The organism is Synechococcus sp. CB0101, from assembly GCF_000179235.2.
GTDB lineage: Bacteria > Cyanobacteriota > Cyanobacteriia > PCC-6307 > Cyanobiaceae > Vulcanococcus.
Genome location: NZ_CP039373.1, coordinates 1,560,840 through 1,581,534 on the forward strand (window position 1 = coordinate 1,560,840; position 20,695 = coordinate 1,581,534).

20 protein-coding genes are annotated in these 20,695 nt (G+C 67.7%); 8 read left to right on the forward strand and 12 right to left on the reverse strand.

All coding sequences use genetic code 11. From position 1 onward, the window contains the following. Positions 1-3 precede the first annotated feature (3 nt). Complete coding sequence (gene thiL, locus CB0101_RS08420; RefSeq protein ID WP_010312657.1) at positions 4-996, forward strand: thiamine-phosphate kinase; 993 nt, start codon at positions 4-6, stop codon at positions 994-996. A 70-nt stretch (positions 997-1,066) separates the two neighbouring features. Here the strand turns inward: thiL and gap are convergent, their stop codons facing one another. Continuing rightward, a complete protein-coding gene (gene gap, locus CB0101_RS08425) occupies positions 1,067-2,089 on the reverse strand; it encodes a type I glyceraldehyde-3-phosphate dehydrogenase (RefSeq protein ID WP_010312655.1) in 1,023 nt (340 codons plus the stop codon). Positions 2,090-2,280: 191 nt separating this feature from the next. On the opposite strand from gap, the gene murC reads away from it, so the two are divergent. Genes murC through CB0101_RS08440 form a run of 3 tightly spaced genes read left to right on the forward strand, consistent with a single transcriptional unit; the run spans position 2,281 to position 5,025 of the window. Then, entirely contained in the window at positions 2,281-3,723 is a 1,443-nt protein-coding gene (gene murC / locus CB0101_RS08430) for a UDP-N-acetylmuramate--L-alanine ligase (protein ID WP_010312653.1), read from the forward strand. Beyond that, positions 3,720-4,637: a UDP-N-acetylmuramate dehydrogenase gene (murB, locus tag CB0101_RS08435; RefSeq protein ID WP_010312651.1), complete on the forward strand. Its 918-nt coding sequence runs from the start codon at positions 3,720-3,722 to the stop codon at positions 4,635-4,637. The genes murC and murB overlap by 4 nt, the downstream gene beginning before the upstream one ends. A gap of 49 nt (positions 4,638-4,686) precedes the next feature. Beyond that, positions 4,687-5,025, forward strand: coding sequence for a YbaB/EbfC family nucleoid-associated protein (locus CB0101_RS08440; RefSeq protein WP_010312646.1), 339 nt, complete (start codon positions 4,687-4,689; stop codon positions 5,023-5,025). A 3-nt stretch (positions 5,026-5,028) separates the two neighbouring features. Here the strand turns inward: CB0101_RS08440 and rsgA are convergent, their stop codons facing one another. From rsgA to grpE, 4 genes are read right to left on the reverse strand one after another with little or no spacing between them, the layout of a single operon-like run. Further along, positions 5,029-6,042 carry a ribosome small subunit-dependent GTPase A gene (rsgA, locus tag CB0101_RS08445; RefSeq protein WP_010312643.1) on the reverse strand — a complete coding sequence of 338 codons (1,014 nt, stop codon included), beginning with the start codon at positions 6,040-6,042 and terminating at the stop codon, positions 5,029-5,031. After that, a complete protein-coding gene (locus CB0101_RS08450; RefSeq protein WP_010312642.1) occupies positions 6,035-6,271 on the reverse strand; it encodes a sulfurtransferase TusA family protein in 237 nt (78 codons plus the stop codon). Before CB0101_RS08450 ends, rsgA begins: the two co-directional genes overlap by 8 nt. Before the next feature lie 7 nt (positions 6,272-6,278). Further along, a complete protein-coding gene (gene dnaJ, locus CB0101_RS08455; RefSeq protein WP_010312639.1) occupies positions 6,279-7,409 on the reverse strand; it encodes a molecular chaperone DnaJ in 1,131 nt (376 codons plus the stop codon). Between the two features lie 3 nt (positions 7,410-7,412). Beyond that, positions 7,413-8,093 carry a nucleotide exchange factor GrpE gene (grpE, locus tag CB0101_RS08460; protein WP_010312637.1) on the reverse strand — a complete coding sequence of 227 codons (681 nt, stop codon included), beginning with the start codon at positions 8,091-8,093 and terminating at the stop codon, positions 7,413-7,415. A 95-nt stretch (positions 8,094-8,188) separates the two neighbouring features. Between grpE and CB0101_RS08465 the strand changes: the two genes are divergently transcribed. The 3 genes from CB0101_RS08465 (at position 8,189) to CB0101_RS08475 (ending at position 12,503) form a co-directional block, all read left to right on the forward strand. Beyond that, positions 8,189-10,030, forward strand: coding sequence for a GspE/PulE family protein (locus CB0101_RS08465; protein WP_043718381.1), 1,842 nt, complete (start codon positions 8,189-8,191; stop codon positions 10,028-10,030). 83 nt (positions 10,031-10,113) lie between these two features. Further along, on the forward strand, positions 10,114-11,196 hold the full coding sequence (locus CB0101_RS08470; protein ID WP_010312632.1) for a type IV pilus twitching motility protein PilT: 1,083 nt from the start codon (positions 10,114-10,116) through the stop codon (positions 11,194-11,196). A gap of 14 nt (positions 11,197-11,210) precedes the next feature. Further along, entirely contained in the window at positions 11,211-12,503 is a 1,293-nt protein-coding gene (locus CB0101_RS08475; RefSeq protein WP_010312630.1) for a type II secretion system F family protein, read from the forward strand. Here CB0101_RS08475 and CB0101_RS08480 read toward each other — a convergent pair. Genes CB0101_RS08480 through CB0101_RS08490 form a run of 3 tightly spaced genes read right to left on the reverse strand, consistent with a single transcriptional unit; the run spans position 12,496 to position 14,501 of the window. Next, positions 12,496-12,903: a type II toxin-antitoxin system VapC family toxin gene (locus CB0101_RS08480; RefSeq protein ID WP_246833869.1), complete on the reverse strand. Its 408-nt coding sequence runs from the start codon at positions 12,901-12,903 to the stop codon at positions 12,496-12,498. The genes CB0101_RS08475 and CB0101_RS08480 overlap by 8 nt on opposite strands. A 5-nt stretch (positions 12,904-12,908) precedes the next feature. Further along, positions 12,909-13,151 carry a type II toxin-antitoxin system Phd/YefM family antitoxin gene (locus CB0101_RS08485; protein WP_010312626.1) on the reverse strand — a complete coding sequence of 81 codons (243 nt, stop codon included), beginning with the start codon at positions 13,149-13,151 and terminating at the stop codon, positions 12,909-12,911. Positions 13,152-13,175: 24 nt separating this feature from the next. Continuing rightward, positions 13,176-14,501, reverse strand: coding sequence for an NAD(P)/FAD-dependent oxidoreductase (locus CB0101_RS08490; RefSeq protein ID WP_043718378.1), 1,326 nt, complete (start codon positions 14,499-14,501; stop codon positions 13,176-13,178). Between the two features lie 25 nt (positions 14,502-14,526). Here CB0101_RS08490 and dusA point away from each other — a divergent pair, with 25 nt between their 5' ends. Then, the gene (gene dusA / locus CB0101_RS08495; protein ID WP_029553198.1) at positions 14,527-15,525 is read left to right on the forward strand and encodes a tRNA dihydrouridine(20/20a) synthase DusA; all 999 of its coding nucleotides are present in this window, start codon (positions 14,527-14,529) and stop codon (positions 15,523-15,525) included. Between the two features lie 28 nt (positions 15,526-15,553). On the opposite strand, the gene CB0101_RS08500 is transcribed toward dusA, so the two are convergent. The 4 genes from CB0101_RS08500 to ftsY all read right to left on the reverse strand — a co-directional run bounded on the left by CB0101_RS08500 (position 15,554) and on the right by ftsY (position 20,686). Continuing rightward, the gene (locus CB0101_RS08500; RefSeq protein ID WP_010312618.1) at positions 15,554-16,084 is read right to left on the reverse strand and encodes an RNA-binding protein; all 531 of its coding nucleotides are present in this window, start codon (positions 16,082-16,084) and stop codon (positions 15,554-15,556) included. A gap of 62 nt (positions 16,085-16,146) precedes the next feature. Then, a complete protein-coding gene (gene argH / locus CB0101_RS08505) occupies positions 16,147-17,547 on the reverse strand; it encodes an argininosuccinate lyase (RefSeq protein WP_010312616.1) in 1,401 nt (466 codons plus the stop codon). A gap of 26 nt (positions 17,548-17,573) precedes the next feature. Further along, the gene (locus tag CB0101_RS08510; protein ID WP_071778174.1) at positions 17,574-18,980 is read right to left on the reverse strand and encodes a PP2C family protein-serine/threonine phosphatase; all 1,407 of its coding nucleotides are present in this window, start codon (positions 18,978-18,980) and stop codon (positions 17,574-17,576) included. Positions 18,981-19,042: 62 nt separating this feature from the next. Beyond that, on the reverse strand, positions 19,043-20,686 hold the full coding sequence (gene ftsY, locus CB0101_RS08515; protein WP_029553197.1) for a signal recognition particle-docking protein FtsY: 1,644 nt from the start codon (positions 20,684-20,686) through the stop codon (positions 19,043-19,045). Between the last annotated feature and the right edge of the window lie 9 nt (positions 20,687-20,695).

Here is a 20,695-nt window from a genome sequence, read left to right on the forward strand (position 1 = left end):
CCCGTGCGCCTGCGCGACCTGGGCGAGTGGGAGTTGCTGCGGCGTCTCTCCGTCTATGCGCCGCCTGGCCAATTCGCTGACGATGCCGCCCTGCTGAGCGAGCAGGACGGCCGGCAGCTGGTGGTCAACACCGATGTGCTCGTGGAGGACGTGCACTTCAGCGATGCCATCATCGGGCCGCTGGATCTGGGCTGGCGGGCTGCCGCGGCCAACCTCTCCGATCTCGCCGCCATGGGCTGCACCAGCGTGGCGGGGATCACGGTGGGCCTGGTAGCCCCCGGCGACACCCCCTGGAGCTGGGTGGAGGGCGTCTACGAGGGCTTCAGCGAAGCCCTCAAGCGCTATGGGGGCACCCTGCTCGGCGGGGACTGCAGCAGCGGCAGCCAGCGGCTCCTCTCGATCACAGCCCTGGGACACCTCAGCCCCGGCTGCGCCATCCGCCGGGGTGATGGCCGCCCGGGCGATTGGCTGGTGAGCAGCGGCCCCCATGGCCTGAGCCGCCTTGGGCTGGCACTGCTGCTGAATGAGCTGCCGCAGGCAGACGTAGAGGCCGTGAGTCCGCAGCTCCGGGAGCAGGCCATCCGCGCCCACCGCCGCCCCCAACCCCGCCTGGATGTGGTGGAGGCCCTGCACCAGAGTCGCCCCGCCGGCCAACCCTGGCGCGTGGGCGGCACTGACAGCAGCGATGGCCTGGCCGCCGCCGCGCAAGCCATCGCAGCCGCAAGCGGTTGCAGCGCCGCGCTGGAACGCCGCAAGCTGCCCATGGAGCCAGGGCTGGCGCAGCTGGAGCAGGGGGAAGCCTGGTGCCTGGGCGGCGGCGAGGATTTTGAACTGGTGCTGGCGCTGGAACCGGTCTGGGCCCAGGCCTTGATCGCTTCCCAACCCGGCCTACGCCAGATCGGCTGCCTACAGCCAGGGGCGGCGGGCCAACTGACCTGGCAGGACAGCGGCGAAAGCCTGGGAACAGCCAGCGGCGGCTTCACCCATTTCCAATAAAAAAAGCCGCCCCCGAAGGAGCGGCTAAGGGTCGAGCGGCGCGGCGTTCAGAGCCGCACCGGGCCCGGGATCACTTCCAGTTCTTGGCCACGATCTCGGCAAGGTCAACCACGCGCTGGCTGTAGCCCCACTCGTTGTCGTACCAGCAGACGATCTTCACCATGTTGCCGCCCATCACCAGGGTGAGATCGGCGTCGACGATCGTGCTCTCATCGGTACCGGCGTGGTCGCTGGAGACCAGGGGCAGATCGCTGTACTTGATGATCCCCTTCATGCCGTTCTCGGAAGCGGCCTTCAGCACGGCATTCACCTCCTCAGCGGTGGTGTCGCGACCGGTCTCGAAAACCATGTCGCACACCGACACGTTGGGGGTGGGGACGCGCAGGGCGATACCGCTGAGCTTGCCCTTCACCTCGGGGTACACCAGAGCAACGGCCTTGGCAGCGCCGGTGCTGGTGGGAACGATGTTCACGGCGGCGGCGCGGGCGCGGCGCAGGTCGCGGTGGGCGGCATCGAGGATGCGCTGGTCACCCGTGTAGCTGTGGGTGGTGGTCATCGTGCCCTTCACGATGCCGAAGGCCTGGTCGATCGTTTTCACGATCGGCGCCATGCAGTTGGTGGTGCAGCTGGCGTTGGAGAGGATGTCCCAATCCTCGTGGCGGTACTGATCGGCGTTCACGCCCACCACGAAGGTGCCCACCTTGGCGCCCTTGCCGGGGGCGGTGAGGATCACTTTCTTGGCGCCGGCCTCGAAGTGCTTGCTGGCGCCCACGTCGTCGTTGAACACGCCGGTGGACTCGATCACCAGATCGACGCCCCACTCCTTCCAGGGGAGGTTGGCGGGGTTGCGGTCGTAGAAGGTTTTGATCGTCTTGCCGTTGACGACGATGGTGTCGTCGGTGGTGGTCACCTCTGCGTTGCGCAGGGGGCCGAGCATCGAGTCGTACTTGAGCAGGTGAGCGTTGGTGTACGTGTCACCTGAACCGTTGATGCCCACCAGCTCAATGCCGGTATTGGCTCCACGGCTGAGCCAGCAACGCATGAAGTTGCGACCGATACGGCCGAATCCATTGATCGCAACCTTGATGGTCATGGCATCGAGCGGGGAAGCCCGCTAGCAAGGGGGATTTGGCCGCCGATCATACAGAGATCTATTGATGTCCCCATCTGGGGACATGGCTCTCAGCGCCGCGATCCAACCTCTCAAATCCCTCTCAAACAGACCGATCCGGGCAGACAAGGGGGACTTCCCGACTTACCGTCACCCCAGGCTTGGAGACGCCCTTGGCCCAACAGCTCGATCGCCGTCAACCCCTCCATTTCATTGGAGTGGGCGGCATCGGCATGTCGGCCATCGCCGGAATCCTGGCGGATCGGGGCTATGCAGTGAGCGGCTCCGACCCGCGCGACAACGCTGTGCTGCAGGACCTGCGCAGCCGCGGGGTGCGCGTGTTCCGCGAGCAGAGCGCCACCACCATCGCCGCCATCCGCAGCGGCACCTCCACCCAACCGCTGGTGGTGGTGAGCTCGGCGGTGCCCGCCACCAATCCAGAACTGCAGGAAGCGCGCAGGGCCGGGCTCGAGATCGCGCACCGCTCTGATGTGCTCGCCGCGATGATCGCCGCGCAGAGCTCCGTGGCCGTGGCTGGTAGCCATGGCAAAACCACCACCAGCACGCTGATCGCCAGCCTGCTGCACGCCACCGACCACGACCCCACTGCCGTGATCGGCGGGGTGGTGCCCGCCTTCGGCAGCAACGGGCGTAATGGCAAAGGCGCCCTGCTGGTGGCGGAGGCCGATGAATCCGACGGCACCCTGGTGAAGTTCCAGGCCTGGTTGGGGGTGATCACCAACCTGGAGCTGGATCACACCGATCACTACGCCGATCTGGTAGCTCTGATCGCCACGCTGCAGCGCTTCGGCCGCGGCTGCGAGCAGCTGCTGGCCAACCGCGACTGTCCGATTCTCAGCGAGCAATTCAACGCCAGCCACTGGTGGTCGACCACCAACCCAGAGGGGGTGGATTTCGCCGCGATTCCGGTGGAGCTCAGCGGTGACAGCACCCTGGCCGAGTTCTACGAACAGGGGCAATGCGTGGGCCGCTTCACCCTGCCGCTGCCGGGGCTGCACAACCTCAGCAATGCCACGGCGGCGATGGCGGCCTGCCGGCTGCACGGTGTGTCGTTTGCGGAGCTGCGCCTGGCGGTGGAGAGCCTGCAAGCACCCGGCCGCCGCTTCGACTACCGCGGCACCTGGGCCGAACGGCAAGTGGTGGATGACTACGCCCATCACCCCAGCGAAGTGGGCGCGACCCTGGCCACCGCCCAACTGATGGTGAGCAGCGGCCGCAGCCCCCTACCAGAGGTGCCCCAACGGGTGCTGGCGGTGTTCCAGCCCCATCGCTACAGCCGCACCGCCGAATTCCTAGAACCCTTTGCGGTCGCCCTCGGCCAGGCTGATGAGGTGCTGCTCGCTCCGCTGTATGCGGCGGGCGAAGCGCCGATCGCCGGCATCTCGAGCCACGCCCTGGCTGCCGCCATCCAACGGCTGCAGCCGGACCTGACCGTGACGGTGACCGACAGCCTCGAGGAGCTCGCCGATGCCGTGGCGCAGCGCAGCCTGCCGGGTGATCTGGTGCTGGCCATGGGCGCCGGCGATGTGAATGGGCTCTGGGGGCGCCTGCAAAACCGCGAAGACCCCCTGGCCATGTTTCCCCTAGCGGCATGACGGCTCCAACCCCACTCGGCCTGCGCCGCTCCGTGGGATTGGCGGACTACACCACCTGGCGGGTCGGTGGGGCGGCTCAGTGGTTCGCCGAGCCCGACAGCGCCGCCCAGCTGCAGGCCCTGCTCGCCTGGGCGCAGGCGGAGGGGCTGGCGGCGCGCGTGATCGGCGCCGGATCGAACCTGCTGGTGAGCGATGCGGGGCTCGAGGGCCTCACCCTCTGCAACCGGCGCCTGCAGGGAGCCGTGATCGAGGCCAGCTCCGGTCTGATCGAAGCCCAGGCCGGTGAACCGATCCCCAGCCTGGCGCGCCGTGCAGCCCGGGCAGGGCTCTCGGGTCTGGAGTGGTCCGTGGGGATCCCCGGCACGGTGGGCGGTGCCGCCGTGATGAACGCCGGTGCCCAGGGGGGCTGCACGGCGGAGGTGCTCGAGAGCGTGACGGTGATCGAGCCGCACCGGCCGGAACAACCCTTCGCGCTAGACGCCAGCGAGCTCGACTTCGCCTACCGCCACAGCCGCCTGCAGAACGAGCCCCTCGTGGTGCTGTCGGCCCGCTTCCGGCTGCAGGCCGGCCACGATCCCGCCGAGATCAGCCGCCGCACCAGCACCAACCTGCACAGCCGCACCAGCACCCAGCCCTACCAGCAACCCAGCTGCGGCAGTGTGTTCCGCAACCCAGAGCCGAAGAAAGCCGGCCAGCTGATCGAAGCCCTGGGGCTCAAGGGCCTGAGCATCGGTGGCGCCCAGGTGTCGCCGATTCACGCCAACTTCATCGTGAACACCGGCGCCGCCACCGCTGCGGAAATCGACCAACTGATCAGCGCCGTGCAGCAGCACATCCAGACCGCCCACGGCATCACCCTCCATACCGAAGTGAAGCGGCTGGGCCCCTTCGAAGGCATCGCCCTGGCGGCCTGAGAGCACCCGCAGCACCGCGTAACCTGCGCCCAATTGCACAGGCGCCGCGATGGCCGGTTTCGGACTCCCCAACTTCGGCCAGCTCACCGAGGCCTTCAAGAAAGCTCAGCAGATCCAACAGGACGCGGCCAAGCTCCAGGAGGAGCTCGATGCCATGGAGCTGGAAGGCACCAGCAGCTGCGGCCGCGCCAGCGTGTGGCTCTCCGGCAACCAGCAGCCCCTGAAGGTGCGCCTCGATCCCGCCCTGCTGGCCGAAGGCGCCCCGGCCGCCGAAGCCGCCACCCTCGATGCCCTCAAGGCGGCCTACGAGCTCTCCACCGGCACGATGAAGCAGCGCATGGAAGAGCTCACCGGTGGGCTCAACCTCAACCTGCCCGGCCTGGGCTGAGGCTCAGCCCTCGTCGTCGACGTCGCTCTGGCGCTGCCGCCGGCGCGATACCTGGCGCAGCCGCTGGTCGAGCAAAGGCTCCCGGCGGCTGCCCCGCTGCTTGAGCCCTGCCGTATCCGCAGTGCGAGTGCGTTCACGGGCGGCCTGGGCCAGGACCGCCTCAAGGCAACTCAGGTAGAGGGGATGGCGGTCCCAATCGCTGCCTACAGCGCAACCAGGATCGCCCTGGTGCAGGCAGTTCTTGAAACGGCAGACCCCCTCGGCCAGGCGCTGGCGGATCTCGGGGAACAGAGGGCCCAGCTCCGCCGGCTCCTGGGGTAGGTCGGGGCGGTTGAAACCGGGCGTGTCAGCCAATAAGGCAGCCCCCGCCAGCGGAAACAGCTCCACATGGCGGGTGGTGTGGCGGCCGCGCTGCAGCCGGCCCGACACGGCACTCACCCGCAACGCCAGCTCCGGCACCAGGGCATTGATCAGGCTGCTCTTACCCACGCCTGAGGGGCCGCACAGCACCGCAATCCCGGGTGCACTAAGCCGCTCCCGCAGCTCGGAGATGCCCTCCCCCTGTTGCGCCGACACCAACAGCGGGTCGTACCCCCAACCGCCCAACCGCTCGCGCCAGGCCTGTTGTTGCTCGGCCGTCAGCAGATCGGCTTTGGTGAGCACCAGCTCCACCGCCACACCGGTGCGCTCGGCGGTGAGCAGAAACCGGGTGAGCTGCAGCGGATCGAGCTGGGGCTGCTCCAGGGCCACCGCCACCACCACCCGGCTGCAATTCGCCACCGCCGGACGCTCCAACAAACTGCTGCGGGGCTCGAGCGCCGCCACGGCGCCGCGGCCTTCCGGCCAATCGATGCCGTCGATCTGCACGCGATCGCCCACACAGATCTGCTGCCCGGTTTTGCCCAGTCGGGTGCGGCGCACACAGAGCAGATGTTCGATGCCGCCGGGGCCGGGTTGATCGAGCTGCACGCGGCAGAAGTTGGCCTCGAGGGCCATCACCCGCGCCGCTTCAGCCAAGGCGCTGGATCAACAGGCGCACCGCGCCAGGCTCGAGGGGTTCCATCTCCACATGCTGTCCCGCCTCCAGCAGCCCCGAGGCCACCATCTGCTCGGGCTCACCGGCATCGAGATCCACCTGGAGCCAGGCGCCGAGCTCAAGTTTCTCCAGCGCCAGCTTGCTGCGGATGAAGTTGAGCGGGCAGGGGGTGCCGCGCAGATCCAGGACAGCCGTGGGGTCGGGTTTCACGAACCGCTCAGCCGAACAGGCCGCCGAACAAGCCGCTCTTGTGCGGGTGCTTGTGGCCCTTGGCGGTGTGGTGGCCGGCCAGCTGCTCCAGCAACTCCTTCTCCTCGCGGTTGAGCTTGGTGGGCAACTGCACCTTGATCGCGATCAGGTGATTGCCGCGCGCCACCGGATTGCCCAGCTTGGGCACACCCTTGCCGGTGAGGGTGAGCACCGCACCCGGCTGGGTGCCGGCCGGAATCTCCAGCTGCTCGGGGCCATCCACCGTTTCGACCTCGATCGTGTCGCCGAGAATCGCCTGCAGGTAATTCACCACCACCTCGGAGTGGATGTTGATGCCGTCGCGCCGCAGCTGCGGGTGCGATTGCACCGTGAGGAACACATACAGATCCCCTGGCGGGCCACCCCGTTGGCCGGCATTACCTTCGTTGGCCACCCGCAGGCGGGTGCCGCTGTCCACACCGGCGGGAATATTGATGCGCAGCTTCTTGCGCACCTGCTGCACGCCCTGGCCGCCGCAGGCATTGCAGGGATCGGCAATCACCTGACCGCTGCCCTCACAGGTGGGGCATGGGGCCACCTGGGTGAAGCTGCCGAAGGGGGTGCGGGTGGCACGGCGCACCTGGCCGGCACCGCCGCAGGTGCCGCAACTGGTGGGCCCGCTGCCGCTCTTGGCACCCGAGCCATTGCAGCTGTTGCAGGTTTCCAGATGGCGGATCTGGATCTCCTTCTCCTGGCCAAACACCGCTTCGCTGAAGCTCACGGTGAGGTCGAAGCGCAGGTCATCGCCCTGTCGCGGACCGCGGCGGCGGGCACCACCGGCGCCGGGGCCGCCCATGCCACCACCGCCGAAGCCACTGAAGAAGGTTTCGAACAGGTCGGCGAAGCCGCCCATATCGCCCATGTCGGGCATGCCGGCGCCACCACCCAGACCGGCCTCGCCGAACTGGTCGTAGCGGGCGCGGGTCTGGGGATCGCTCAGCACCTCATAGGCGCGGCCGATCTCCTTGAACTTGTCCTCAGCGCCGGGTTCTTTGTTGATATCCGGGTGGTACTGACGCGCCAAACGCCGGTAAGCCCGCTTGAGGGTGTCGGCGTCGGAATCGCGGGCGACCCCGAGTAGGTCGTAGTAGTCGGCCATGGATCAGGCCTCGTGCTCAGCGGGCGCACTCTCCGCCGGGGCTGCTGCCTCAGACCCGCTGGGACCAGGGCCCATCGACACCTTCACCAAGGCGTGACGCAGCACGCGGCCATTGAGGTGGTAGCCGCGCTGCAGCTCGGCGATCACCACATCTTCCACGTGCTCATCGCTGGGTTCGCGCAGCACGGCTTCATGGAGGTTGGGATCGAAGGGCTCACCCTCCACCCGCATCGGCGAGACGCCCAGCTGCTTGAACACATCCACCAGCTGCTTGTAGAGGCCCTGGTAGCTGCGGTGAATGGTCTGCGCTTCTTCGGCTTGAGGCTCGAGCTGCTGACGGGCGCGCTCGAAGTTATCCACCACCGGCAAGATTTCGCTCAGGGTGCTGCAGGCAATCTGCACGCGCATGTCGTCCTGATCGCGGCTCTGGCGCTTGCGGAAGTTGTCGAAGTCGGCGGCGATGCGCATGTATTGGCTGCGCACCGTTTCGTGCTCGGCCTTGAGGGCCTCGAGCTCGGCCTCCAGCTCCCGCACCCGCTGCTCGGGATCGGCGCTTGGGGCAGGTGCGTCAGATGCTGCCTCCGCCGCTGGTGCCTGCTCAGCCGCCACTTCAGCGGGGGCATCACCAGGGGCGTTGAGGGTTTCGGCGGATTCCTGGGGGAAAGGGGTCGCTTCGCCGCTCATGCTGACCGAACCGGAGATCTGATCTAGACATGTTGGTGTGGAGGGGCTCCCCCCCACAAGCGGCGGAAGCCCGCACCTCCCGTGCCCGCCCGCTGATGACCCTCACGCCCACTAGGCCGGTGCCGGCCGCCAGCAGCGCCGCCCAACAACGCCTGGAGGTGGAACTGCTCTTGGGCGAGGCGGTGCTGACACGCCAAGACCTGGATGCCGCTGGCGACGCGCGCTGGGAGTGGGCCCAGGCCTTCTCCAAACAACGCTGCCAAGAGCTGGGCTGCTTGCCAGTGGCGCACCGGAACGGACAGGTTGTGATCGCCATCCCCAGCCACTGGGGGCCGGAACAACGCCAGAGCGTGGAGCAACGGGCCGCGGCCGCCGCCATCCCGATCAGCCTGCGCCTGGCTCTACCGGATGAGCTCACGAGCGCCCTGGATGCGGCCACAAGGGAACCCGCGCCGGCACCGAAGCCAGCCACACCAAGCGCCCCCGCTGTTCAAGCCACTTCAGCGGCGCGACCGGCCTCGGGAGCATCACTCGTCGACGATCTGGCCCTTGAAGGAACCCTGGAGGAAGCCCCCAGCGACCCCTTCGACGATCTGGATGTGGAGGCCAGCCTGTCGGCCTCCAACGCTTCGCCGGTGGTGAGCCTGGTGGACCGGATCCTGGTGCAGGCCCTCAAGCGCAGCGCCAGCGACATCCACCTGGAACCCCAGGACGACGGCCTGCTGATCCGCCTGCGTCAGGACGGGGTGCTCGAGCAGCTCGACAAGCTGCCGAAGAACCTCACCCCCGCGGTGACCTCTCGCCTAAAAATCATGGCGGACCTGGACATCGCCGAGCGGCGCCTACCCCAGGACGGCCGCATCCGCCGCCGCTACCAGGGCAAGTTGTTCGACCTGCGTGTCAGCACCTTGCCCACCCGCTACGGCGAGAAGGTGTGCATGCGCCTGCTCGACAGCGGCGCCACCCACCTGGGCCTCGACAAGCTGATCACCGATCCGGTGGCCCTGGCCAGCGTGCGCGAGATGGGCGGCAAACCCTTCGGGATGCTGCTGGTGACGGGACCCACCGGCTCGGGCAAGAGCACCACCCTCTATTCGCTGCTGGCGGAGCGCAACGACCCTGGCGTGAACATCTCCACGGTCGAAGACCCGATCGAATACACGCTCAAGGGCATCTCCCAGACCCAGGTGAACCGGGAGAAGGGCTACGACTTCGCCCTGGCCCTGCGGGCCTTCATGCGCCAAGACCCGGACGTGCTGCTGGTGGGTGAGACCCGCGACCAGGAGACCGCCAAAACCGCCATCGAGGCCGCCCTCACCGGCCACCTGGTGCTCACCACCCTGCACTGCAACGACGCCCCCAGCGCCATTGCCCGCCTGGCGGAGATGGGGGTGGAGCCGTTCATGGTGAGCGCCTCGCTGATGGGGATCGTGTCGCAGCGCCTGGTACGGCGGGTCTGCCCCGACTGCCGCCAGCCATATCACCCAAGCGAGCAGGAGCTGGGCCGCTTCGGGCTGTTCGCCAGCAATGAACAAGCGATCACCTTCTTCAAGGCCCGCCGCCACCAGGGCGATGGCGAGGCGGTCTGCCCCACCTGCCAGGGCCTGGGCTATCGCGGCCGGGTGGGGGTGTACGAGGTGCTGCGCATCAACGAAACCCTGGCCACCGCCATCGCGCAGCAGGCGAGCACCGATCGGCTGCGCAAGCTGGCGATCGAGGCGGGCATGAAAACCCTGCTCGGCTACGGCCTCGATCTGGTGCGCCAGGGCCACACCACCCTCGAGGAGATCGAGCGCATGATCCTCACCGACTCCAGCCTGGAATCGGAGCGGCGGGCCAAGGCGCTGCACACGATCACCTGCGGTGGCTGCGGCGCCGGCATGCGCGATGAGTGGCTGGAGTGCCCCTATTGCCTCACGCCGCGAGGGCTGAGCTGAAGCAAGGGCCCACTCCGCAGCCGCGCCGTTGCCGCCGCGATCCGCCGCGCCCACACTGACGGCAGGCAGGGCGAAGCAGCGGCATGGAGCTCCAGATCGAGCAGCTGATGGAGGAGCTGGTGGAGAGCGGCGGCAGCGATCTGCACCTGGCAGCGGGCCAGCCTCCCTACGGCCGCTTCAGCGGCGCGCTGCGGCCGATGCGCGAGGAGAAGCTCAGCGAAGACCAGTGCAACCGGCTGATCTTCTCGATGATCAACAACGCCCAGCGCAAACAGCTGGAGCAAACCTGGGAGCTCGACTGCGCCTACGGCCTCAAGGGCGTGTCGCGCTTCCGCGTGAATGTGTACCGGCAGCGGGGCAGCTATGCCGCCTGCCTGCGGGCCCTGGGCAGTTCAATCCCCAGCCTCTCCAGCCTGGATCTGCCGCCGGTGGTGGAGGAAACCAGCCGCCGGCCGCGGGGGCTGATCCTGGTGACTGGCCCCACTGGCTCCGGCAAAACCACCACCCTGGCGGCCCTGCTGGATCACATCAACCGCAGCCGCGCCGAGCACATCCTCACGATCGAGGACCCGATCGAATTCACTTACCGCAACGAGCAGAGCGTGATCCACCAGCGCCAGCTGGGGGAAGACACCCGCAGCTTTGCGGCGGCCCTGCGGGCGGCCCTACGCGAAGACCCCGACGTGATCCTGGTGGGGGAGATGCGCGACCTGGAAACGATTCAGCTGGCGATCACCGCGGCGGAAACCGGTCACCTTGTGTTCGGCACCCTCCACACCAGCTCCGCCGCTCAGACGGTGGATCGGATGGTGGATGTGTTCCCCGCCGAGCAGCAGACCCAGATCCGCGTGCAGCTGAGCGGTTCGCTGGTGGGGGTGTTCTCCCAGACCCTCTGCAAGCGGCTCAACCCGCAGCCTGGGCAGTTAGGGCGGGTGATGGCGCAGGAGATCCTGATCAACACGCCGGCCATCGCCAACCTGATCCGCGAGGGCAAGACGGCGCAGCTCTATTCCCAGATCCAGACCGGCGGCCAGCAAGGCATGCAGACCCTGGAGCGGGCCCTGGCCAACCTGGTGGTGAAGGGCGCCGTGAGCCGGGACGAGGCGATGGCGAAAGCCAGCAAACCCGAGGAACTGGGCCGCCTGCTCGACGGCCAGAGCGGCTGAGCTGAGCCGCCGCCATGCCCAACTTCAGCGCCACCTACACCACCCGCGCCGGCCAGACCCGTCAGCTGCGCCTGCAGGCCGCCGATGCCGCCAGCGCCCGGCGCGACCTGCGCCGGCGCGGGATCGTACCCAGCGCCCTGGAGCTGGTGGACAGCGGTAGCGCACGCGGACGCAGCGGTCATGCCAAAACCGCCAACCGCGATCCCGCCAGCTCTGGCACCCCGGCCACCACTGTGTTCGGCCTCGATCTCTCCGGCCTGCTCGAGGCCCGGCCTGGCATCCGCGAGAAGGCGCTGTTCGCCAACAAGCTGGCGGCGCTGGTGGATGCCGGGGTGCCGATCGTGCGCAGCCTCGATCTGATGGCGCGGCAGCAGCGCATGCCCTTGTTCAAGCGGGCCCTCACGGCGGTGAGCACCGATGTGAATCAGGGGGGCAGCCTGGGGGCGGCGCTACGGCGCTGGCCGAAGGTGTTCGACAAGCTGACCATCGCCATGGTGGAAGCCGGCGAGGCGGGCGGCGTGCTCGATGAGAGCCTGCGGCGCCTGGCGAAATTGCTGGAGGGCAACGCCAAGCTCCAGAACCAGATCAAGGGGGCGATGGGCTACCCAGTGGCGGTGCTGGTGATCGCCGTGTTGGTGTTCCTGGGGATGACGATCTTCCTGATCCCCACCTTCGCGGGAATCTTTGAGGATCTCGGCGCTGAACTGCCCCTGTTCACCCAGCTGATGGTGGACCTGAGCAAGCTGCTGCGCTCCTCGTTCTCGCTGCTGCTGGTGATGGCCCTGGTGGTGGGCGCCTGGCTGTTCAGCCGCTACTACGCCACCGCCGATGGCCGCCGCCGCGTCGATGGCCTGCTGCTACAACTGCCCCTGTTCGGCGACCTGATCCAGAAAACGGCCACCGCCAAGTTCTGCCGCACTTTCAGCTCGCTCACCCGGGCCGGGGTGCCGATCCTGCTTTCGCTCGAGATCGTGCAGGAAACGGCCGGCAACGCGGTGATCGCCGACGCGATTGTGGGATCCCGCCAAGACGTGCAGGAGGGCATCCCCCTAAGCGTGGCCCTCGGCCGCAAACAGGTGTTCCCCGAGCTGGCCCTGAGCATGCTCGCCATCGGCGAGGAAACCGGCCAGATGGACACGATGCTTTCCAAGGTGGCCGACTTCTACGAAGACGAGGTGGAGGCCGCCGTGAAGGCGCTCACCTCGATGCTCGAGCCAGCGATGATCGTGATCGTGGGCGTGATCGTGGGCTCGATCCTGCTGGCGATGTATCTGCCCATGTTCTCGATCTTCGATCAGATCAAGTGAGGGGCACGCCCATCGCAACGGCGGCCTGATTGAGCTGGCGATCAAAGCTGGCGAGCGCAGCACCGAGGCGATGGGCCAGATCCAGATAGGTGGCGTCGTAGCTGGAGAGGCCATGGGCGCGTGCCAGTGCGATCAGCCTGGGTTGCTGCTCAGGCCCGGCATCGCTATCCGTGCAGATCGGCAGGCTGCTGAGGCGGACCAGGAACAGATCGCTGGCGTCTTGAGCGATCACACCTCGCCGTTCAGCAACCAATAAGGCGTTAGCCACTTCGAGGTGCCAGAGCCCCGGCACCCACCAGGCCTGCTGGCCACAGCAAGCCAAAAGCTCACTCGCTCGCTGGGCATCGGAGGCCTGCTGACGCTCAAACACCCAGGCGAGGGCCATGGAGGCATCGATCACCAGGGTCAACGGCGCCCCTCCGCCACGAAGCTGGTCACATCTGCATCCGAAACACCACGGATCCTCGGAAAAGCCTGCAGAGCCTCAATGGCCGCGGCCACACCCTCACTCGATGGGCTGCGATGGGGCACCAGATCAGCAACAGGCCTGCCCCGCACCGTGATGGTGAAGTGCTCGCCCTGCTCAACAGCCCTCAGTAACCGTGAGAGCTGGGCCTTGGCCTCAAAAGCGCCGATCGAGCTCTCCACACCTCTATCAACCTGGTTCACAAACTAGTTTAAAGCGATCGCCTGCCCAGCAAGCCAGCCAGAACTCCAGCAGTGCTGGAAGTTGAAGCCGCCGGTGATGCCATCCACATCCAGCAGCTCGCCGGCCAGATAAAGCCCGGGGGTGAGGCGGCTTTCCATGGTGGCCAGGTTCACCTCCCCCAGGGGCACACCACCGGCGGTGACGAACTCTTCGCCAAACGGGCCGCGGCCCGCCACGGGATAACTGCTGCGCCGCAGGTTCTCGATCAGCCCCTGCTGCTGGCGCTTGCCCAGATCCGCCCAGCGCCGCTCCGGCTCCACCCCCTGCTGATCGAGCAGGTGCTGCCACAGGCGACGGCTGAGGGCCGGCCAGGGGCGGGCATTGCTGAGCTGGCGCCGGGCTTGATCGCGGCGGCAGTCGGCGAACAGCTGCTCCAGCTGGGGCTGGCTGCGGCCGCCACTCCAATCGACTCGCAGCGTGCCCCGGTAACCGCAGTGGTGCAGCGCGCGGGCCGCAAAGGCCGTGAGCCGCAGGGTGGCGGGACCGCTCAGGCCCCAGTGGGTGATCAGCAGCGGGCCCGACTGGCGAAAGCGATGGGCCATACCCGGCGGCGGCGGGCCAGAACCGTGATCGAGATCGAGCTCCAGCTCGAGATCCACCGGATCCATCACCACCCCCGCCAGGGCAACAAGCGGATTGGGCTTGAAGGCCAGGGTGAACAGCGAGGGCACGGGCGGCACCAGGCCGTGACCCAGGCTCTGTGCCAAGCGCCGGCCGCTGGGATGGCTACCGGTGGCGAGGAGCAGGCGATCGGCGGTGAGGGAAACAGCTGGGGCCTTGACCCGCGCTCCGCTGGCTGCAGCTCCAGGGTCGGAACCCCGTCTCACCTCCAGCTCAAAACCCCCATCGGTGCGCACCCGTGCGGCCTGCAGCGCACAGTGGGTCCGCAGCTCCACCCCGGCCGCGGCCGCCGCCCGGCGCAGGCACTGGATCACGGCGGTGGAGCGGTTAGCGCGGGGAAACATCCGCCCATCGGACTCCTCCACCAGCTCGAGGCCGTGCTCGTCGAACCAGGCCACCGCATCGCCGGCGGCAAAGCGGCTGAAGGGGCCGCGCAGCGCCTTGCCACCGCGGGGATAGGAGCCCACCAGCTCCCTGGGATCCCAGCAGGCATGGGTCACATTGCAGCGGCCGCCGCCGCTGATCAGCACCTTGCCCAAGGGCTCAGGGGTGCTCTCAAGCACCAGCACCCGCTGCAGCCCTGCCTCCGCGGCGGCGATGGCCGCCATAAACCCGGCTGGCCCGCCGCCGGCCACCACCAGCGACCAGTGCTCAGAGGAGGTGGGCATCGGCGTGAAAGGCGAGCATGGGGAGATGCCCGATTCGCTGCTGAACGGGGCCTACCGCTTCAGTGTGGCCCCGATGATGGACTACACCGATCGGCACTTCCGGGTGCTGATGCGGCAGATCACCCGGCGCAGCCTGCTCTACACCGAGATGGTGGTGGCCCAAGCGCTGCACTACAGCGAGCGGCGCGAGCGCCTGATCGATTTCGACCCGATCGAGCACCCGATCGCCCTGCAGGTGGGCGGCGATGACCCACAGCTGCTGGCCGAGGCGGCGCGGATTGCCGCCGATCGCGGCTACGACGAGATCAACCTCAACGTGGGATGCCCCAGCGAGAAGGTGCAGAAGGGGCGCTTCGGAGCCTGCCTGATGGCTGAACCCGATCACGTGGCCCGCTGCATCAGCGCCATGGCCGCGGCCTCGCCGTTGCCGGTGACGGTGAAACACCGCATCGGCATCGATGAGCGCGATTCCTACGCGGAGCTGCTGGCCTTTGTGGATGCGGTGGCCGCGGCCGGTGCGCAGCGTTTCAGCGTGCACGCCCGCAAGGCCTGGCTGGAGGGGCTCGATCCCAAGCAAAACCGCACCATCCCACCGCTGCGCTACGAACTGGTGCACCAGCTCAAGCAGGATCGTCCTGAGCTCACGATCGAACTCAACGGCGGTTTGCTCGATCTCGCGAGCTGCTCTGAACAGCTGCAGCAGGTGGATGGGGTGATGGTGGGCCGCGCCGCCTACGACCACCCGCTGCGCTGGGCCACGGTGGACCGCGACCTGTTCAATGACAGCAGCCAACCCATGGCCAGTGCCTCAACGGTGGTGCGGGGTCTGATTCCCTACGCCGAGCGTTGGTGCAACGGTGGCGGCCGCCTCTGGGCCATTGCCCGCCACCTGGTGCAGGTGGTGGAAGGGGTGAGCGGGGCGCGCCATTGGCGCCGCGATCTCGGCCAGGCCGCTGGAGCCCGCGATGCAGGCCCCGAAGTGTTCGAACGCGCGGCTGCCCAGCTGGAGGAGCGAGGGCTCTAAAAGAGCCTCAACCCAGCCCCGTGAGGCCTCAGTCGTCGCCGCCGCTGCTGCGACGCCGACGGGTGCGACCGGCGCCAAAGGAATCGCCGCCGCGATCGGGGCCACCGCCATAGCTGCGATCTTCCCAACCACGGGCGCCGGAGGCGCGCTCACCGCCGCCGTAACCACCGGAACGATCGCCGTAATCACTGCGGCCGCCGCCATAGCCGCCGCCACCGCCGTAGCCGCCACGATCTCCACCGCCGCCGCCATAGCCACCGCCGCGCCGGGGGCCGCCGCCACCACCGCCATAACCACCACCACCGCCGCCACCCGGGCTGCGGGGTTCGGCCTTGTTGATGCGCAGGGGGCGCCCCATCAGTTCGGCGCCCTGGAGGGCGTCGATGGCGCGGGATTCGCTGTCCTCATCGGCCAGCTCAACAAAGGCAAAGCCGCGCTTTCGGCCTGTATCCCGCTCCAGGGGCAGGAAACAGTTGGTCACTTCACCGAAAGGGGCAAACAGCTCGGCCACGTCCTCCTGTTCCGCGCGGAAGGGGAGGTTGCCAACAAAAATGCTCACAGGCCGATGGGGCCGATTAGGCGAAACTTCAGCGCCAGAACACTAGATCCGCCAGCGGCATTTCAGCCGTCTGCTGCAAGGCGGGCGCGAGAACGCTGCAATTGCATGCGCACCTGCTCAAAGGCCGTACCGCCCTCACTGCGACGCGCCGCCACCACCTGGCGCGGATGGATCGCCTCGTAGATGTCGGCTTCAAAGGCAGGGTGCAGCTGCTGCCAGCGCTCCAGCGGCAGATCCCGCAGCAGGATTCCCTCCTGCAGACACCCCTTCACCAGCCCGCCCACCAGCTGGTAGGCCTCCCGGAACGGCACCCCCTTCGCCACCAGATAGTCGGCCACATCGGTGGCATTGGAGAAATCGGAGCCCACAGCCGCCTCAAGCCGTTCGGGGCGGAACTGCAGCCCCTCCTCAAACAGGATCGCCATCGCTTCCAGACAGGCCAGGGTGGTGGCCACCGCGTCGAAGAGGGCTTCCTTGTCTTCCTGGAAGTCTTTGTTGTAAGCGAGGGGCAGGCCTTTGATCATCACCAGTAGCCCCTGCAGGTGGCCGAACACACGGCCGCACTTGCCACGCACCAGCTCCGGCACGTCGGGGTTCTTTTTCTGAGGCATCAGGCTGCTGCCGGTGGCGCAGCGGTCGGTGAGCTTCACGAAGCCGAACTCCTCGCTGGCCCAGAGGATCACCTCTTCGCTCAGCCGGCTGAGGTGCACCATCACCAGGCTGGCGGCAGCGCTGAACTCCACCGCGAAATCCCGATCACTTACGGCGTCGAGGCTGTTGGCATACACGTCGTCGAAGCCGAGAGCCGCGGCGGTATGGCGGCGATCGATCGGCACGGGTGTGCCCGCCAGGGCGGCAGCACCCAGGGGGCAGATGTTCACGCGCTTGCGCAAGTCCCGCAGGCGAGCCCGGTCGCGCTCGGCCATCTCCACGTAGGCCAGAAGATGGTGGGCCAGGCAGATGGGCTGGGCCCGCTGCAGGTGGGTGTAACCGGGGATCATCACCTCGGCGTGGGCTTCAGCCTGATCCAGCAGCGCCCGCTCGAAGCGCACCAAGGCGCCATCGATCACATCGATCTGGGCGCGCAGCCATAGGCGCAGATCGGTGCCCACCTGGTCGTTGCGGGAGCGGCCGGTGTGCAGCTTTTTGCCGAGGGGGCCGAGGATTGCGATCAGGCGCCGCTCCACAGCGAAGTGCACGTCTTCGTCGTCGAGGCCGGGGTTGAACTGGCCGGCGGCGGCTTCGCTGCGCACCTGCTCCAGGCCCACCACCAGCTGCTCGGCTTCCTCTGCCGTGATCACGCCGGTGCTGGCGAGCATGCGGGCGTGGGCGATCGAGCCGTCCAGGTCCTGCTGCAGCAGGGTGATGTCAAAGCCGATCGAGGCGTTGAAGCGCTCAATCGCCGGATGCAGCCCCTCCTCGAAACGCTGGCTCCAGGTGGAGGAAGACGACTCAACGGCCATCGGGGCCCGCACAGTTCTGCTGGAACTCAGTGTGGCAGCGAGGGGAGCATCACCTCTTCGCGCACCTTGAGCACCACCATCGAGGCGTCGTCATCCAGCTGGCGATCGGGCCCCACGAACCGATCCAGGCGGGCAAATAACTGGTCGAGAATCCCCTGAGCACCCACACCGGAGCGGCAGGCCGCCTGGAGCGCGGCAATCAGGCGCTCCTCATCGAAGCGTTCACCATTGAGCCCGCTGGCTTCGGTGACGCCGTCGGTGTAGCAGAGCAGCACATCGCCGGGATCCAGAACGATCTGCTCGCAGCCGTACTCGGCCTCCGGTTGCAGACCGATCAACAGGCCGGGGGCATCGAGCCGGTCGACGGCATGGCGCATCCGCCGCCAGATCAGCGGTGGGTTGTGGGCCGCGTTGGCGAAGCGGAGCAAGCGAGTGCGGGGGTCGTAGTCGGAATAGAAGAGGGTCACGAACCGGTGCGACTGGGCCAGGTCTTCCTGGGCCAGCTGGTTGAGGTCGTGCAGGATCCGATCGGGGGGATGACCGCTGAGCACCTCGGCGCGGAGCATGCCGCGTAGCAAGGTCATCAACAGACCAGCGGGCACCCCTTTGCCCATCACATCGCCCACCACCAGGGCCCAGCGCCCCTGCTCGCGGCGGCGGCCCAACAGCTGGGGCCGGGTGGGAATGAAGTCGTAGTAGTCGCCGCCCACCTGGAAGGCGGGCCGGCAGCGGGCGGCCAACTCCACCCCCTCGATGACCGGGCAATGATCCGGGAGCAGCTGGGCCTGGATTTCAGCGCCGGTGGAGAGCTGACGGTCGACGCGCTCATGGCGGCGCGCTTCCTGGAGCAACTGCTCACTCTCGATCGCCACGCCGGTGAGGTCGGCCACCAGCTGGGCATGGCGGCGGTAGCTGTCGCTCCAGCTCAGGCCGCTGCGGGGGCCATACACATAGAGGCGGCCGCGGCTGCGGCTGCGGGCCACCACTGAGGTGGCAAACAGGGGGCGATCGGTGAGCTGGCGCCGCACTAGGCGATCGAGCAGTTGCGCCACCGCCTCATCACCGGAGGCCTGCAGCAAGGTTTCATCGGACAGGCTGGCCAAGGCCTGCAGCAGCTCCGGCGGTCCCCCGTGCAGCTGTTCGCGCCAGAGGCGACCATCGGGGTGGAAGGGGATCAGCACCGCTCCTTCGGCTTCCACCAAGCGAGCGGCCACCAGGGGAACCAACTCGAGAAAACGGCCCAGGTTGGTGAAGCTGCGCAGGGCAAAACCGAGCGACGCGAGCAGCTCCTGATTGCGGCGCTGTTCGCGGCTGAGGCTGTCAAGCAGCTGCCGCACCGACGCCAACGGCGATGCGGGCCGCGGCAGGGCAGCGCGGTCAGCGTGGGTCTGGAGCGGTGGATCAGACCGCCGTGGGGGCGGCTTGCTGCTCACCGAGCGGCCGCGAAGTGCCCGCAAGATAGCCGCGTTTTGAAGGGCAGCTGGCGCGTTTGTGTCTACTTCGCGAGCAGCGCTTCCACAAACTCGAAGCTGTTGAAGGGACGCAGATCGCGGATCCCTTCACCAGCGCCGATGAAGCGAATCGGCAGACCGGCTTCCGAAGCCACCGCGAGGGCAACACCACCACGGGAACTGCCATCGAGCTTGGTGATCACCACGCCGGTGAGACCAGCGGCCTGGGCAAAGGCCATCGCCTGCTTCAGTCCGTTCTGCCCCTGGCTGGCATCGAGCACCAGTAACGACTGCACCAGAGCATCGGGCGCCAGCTTGTCGACGATGCGGCGCACCTTGGAGAGCTCCTCCATCAGGTTGTGCTTGGTCTGCAGACGCCCGGCGGTGTCCACCAGCACCAGATCGGTGCCCTTGGCCTGGGCCGCACCGATGGCGTCAAACACCACCGCGGCCGGATCGGCATTGGCCGAGGGGTTCGACACCACGGTGACGCCACTGCGCTCACCCCACACCGCCACCTGTTGCACCGCGGCAGCGCGGAAGGTGTCGGCCGCGGCGATCAGGCAGCTGTAGCCACTGCGCACGGCCAAGTTGGCGAGCTTGCCGAGGGTGGTGGTTTTGCCCACCCCGTTGACACCCACCATCAGCCACACGTTGAGGCGGCCGCGCTCGGGCGCCAGGAGCTGGGCACCGCTGGCCTGGATCGGGGCATCGAGCAACCCCTTGAGTTGCTCTTTGAGGAAGCGAATGCCTTCGGCCGGCTCCACCACTTCTTCGTTGAGACGTTTGCGCAGGGCCTCCAGCACCTGATCGGTAGCCTGCACGCCCACATCGGCCCGCAGCAAGAGGCTTTCGAGGTCATCGAGCACCTCGGGGGTGAGGGGATCGTCGCCGAGGTTGTCGAGCAGCTGGGTGACGAAGCCGCGGCGGGTCTTCTCCATGCCGCGGCGCAGACGGCCCAACCAATCGATCTCCTCGAGGGAGATGTCGTCGAGGTTGCGGCCCTGGGCGGCGAGCACCTCGGCCGACCACGTGAAGTCGTCGTCAAAAGCCCCAAGCTCCGGGGCTGCCTCATCGGCTTCTGCAGGAGCAGCGGCCGGCGCCGGGGCGGTTGACGCGGCTGACGACGACGGGGCGGGAGCATCAATCGCACGCTCCAGCAGCTCCTGTTGCCGCTGGGCACGCTGGGCGGCGGCCTGCTCGAGCAACGAGAGGCCGGCGGCGGGCTGGGGCTCCGGTGACTGCGGTTCATCAACCGCCGAATACTCCAGGTTCTGCACAGTCTGTACAGATTTCTGGACTGGGGTTACGGCTGCAGCCGGAGGCTCAGGCTCGGCAACTGGAGCCGGCGCGACAGGCGCTTCCACCTGGACAGGCTGTTCTGACTGAACCGCTTCTTGCGCTGCAACCGGCTCGGAAGGAGCGACGGCCGGTGCAGATGGAGACGCAGCAATAGGCGCCGCTGCTGCTTGTTTCTCCGCTTCCTGCTGAGCCTTGAGGCGGGCGTAGGCCTGGCGGGCCCACTCGAGGGCGTCTTGATCAACGGCACCCACCGCTGGTGGCGCAGCAGCAGTGGGAGCCGATGCAGCCGGTTGCTCTTCAGCCGCAGGCGGCTGCGCGGGTTGTTCCGGCTGGGGCTCCTCAGGGTTCTGAGGGGCCGCGCTGCGATTGAACCAGTCGTACACCATGCGCTGATC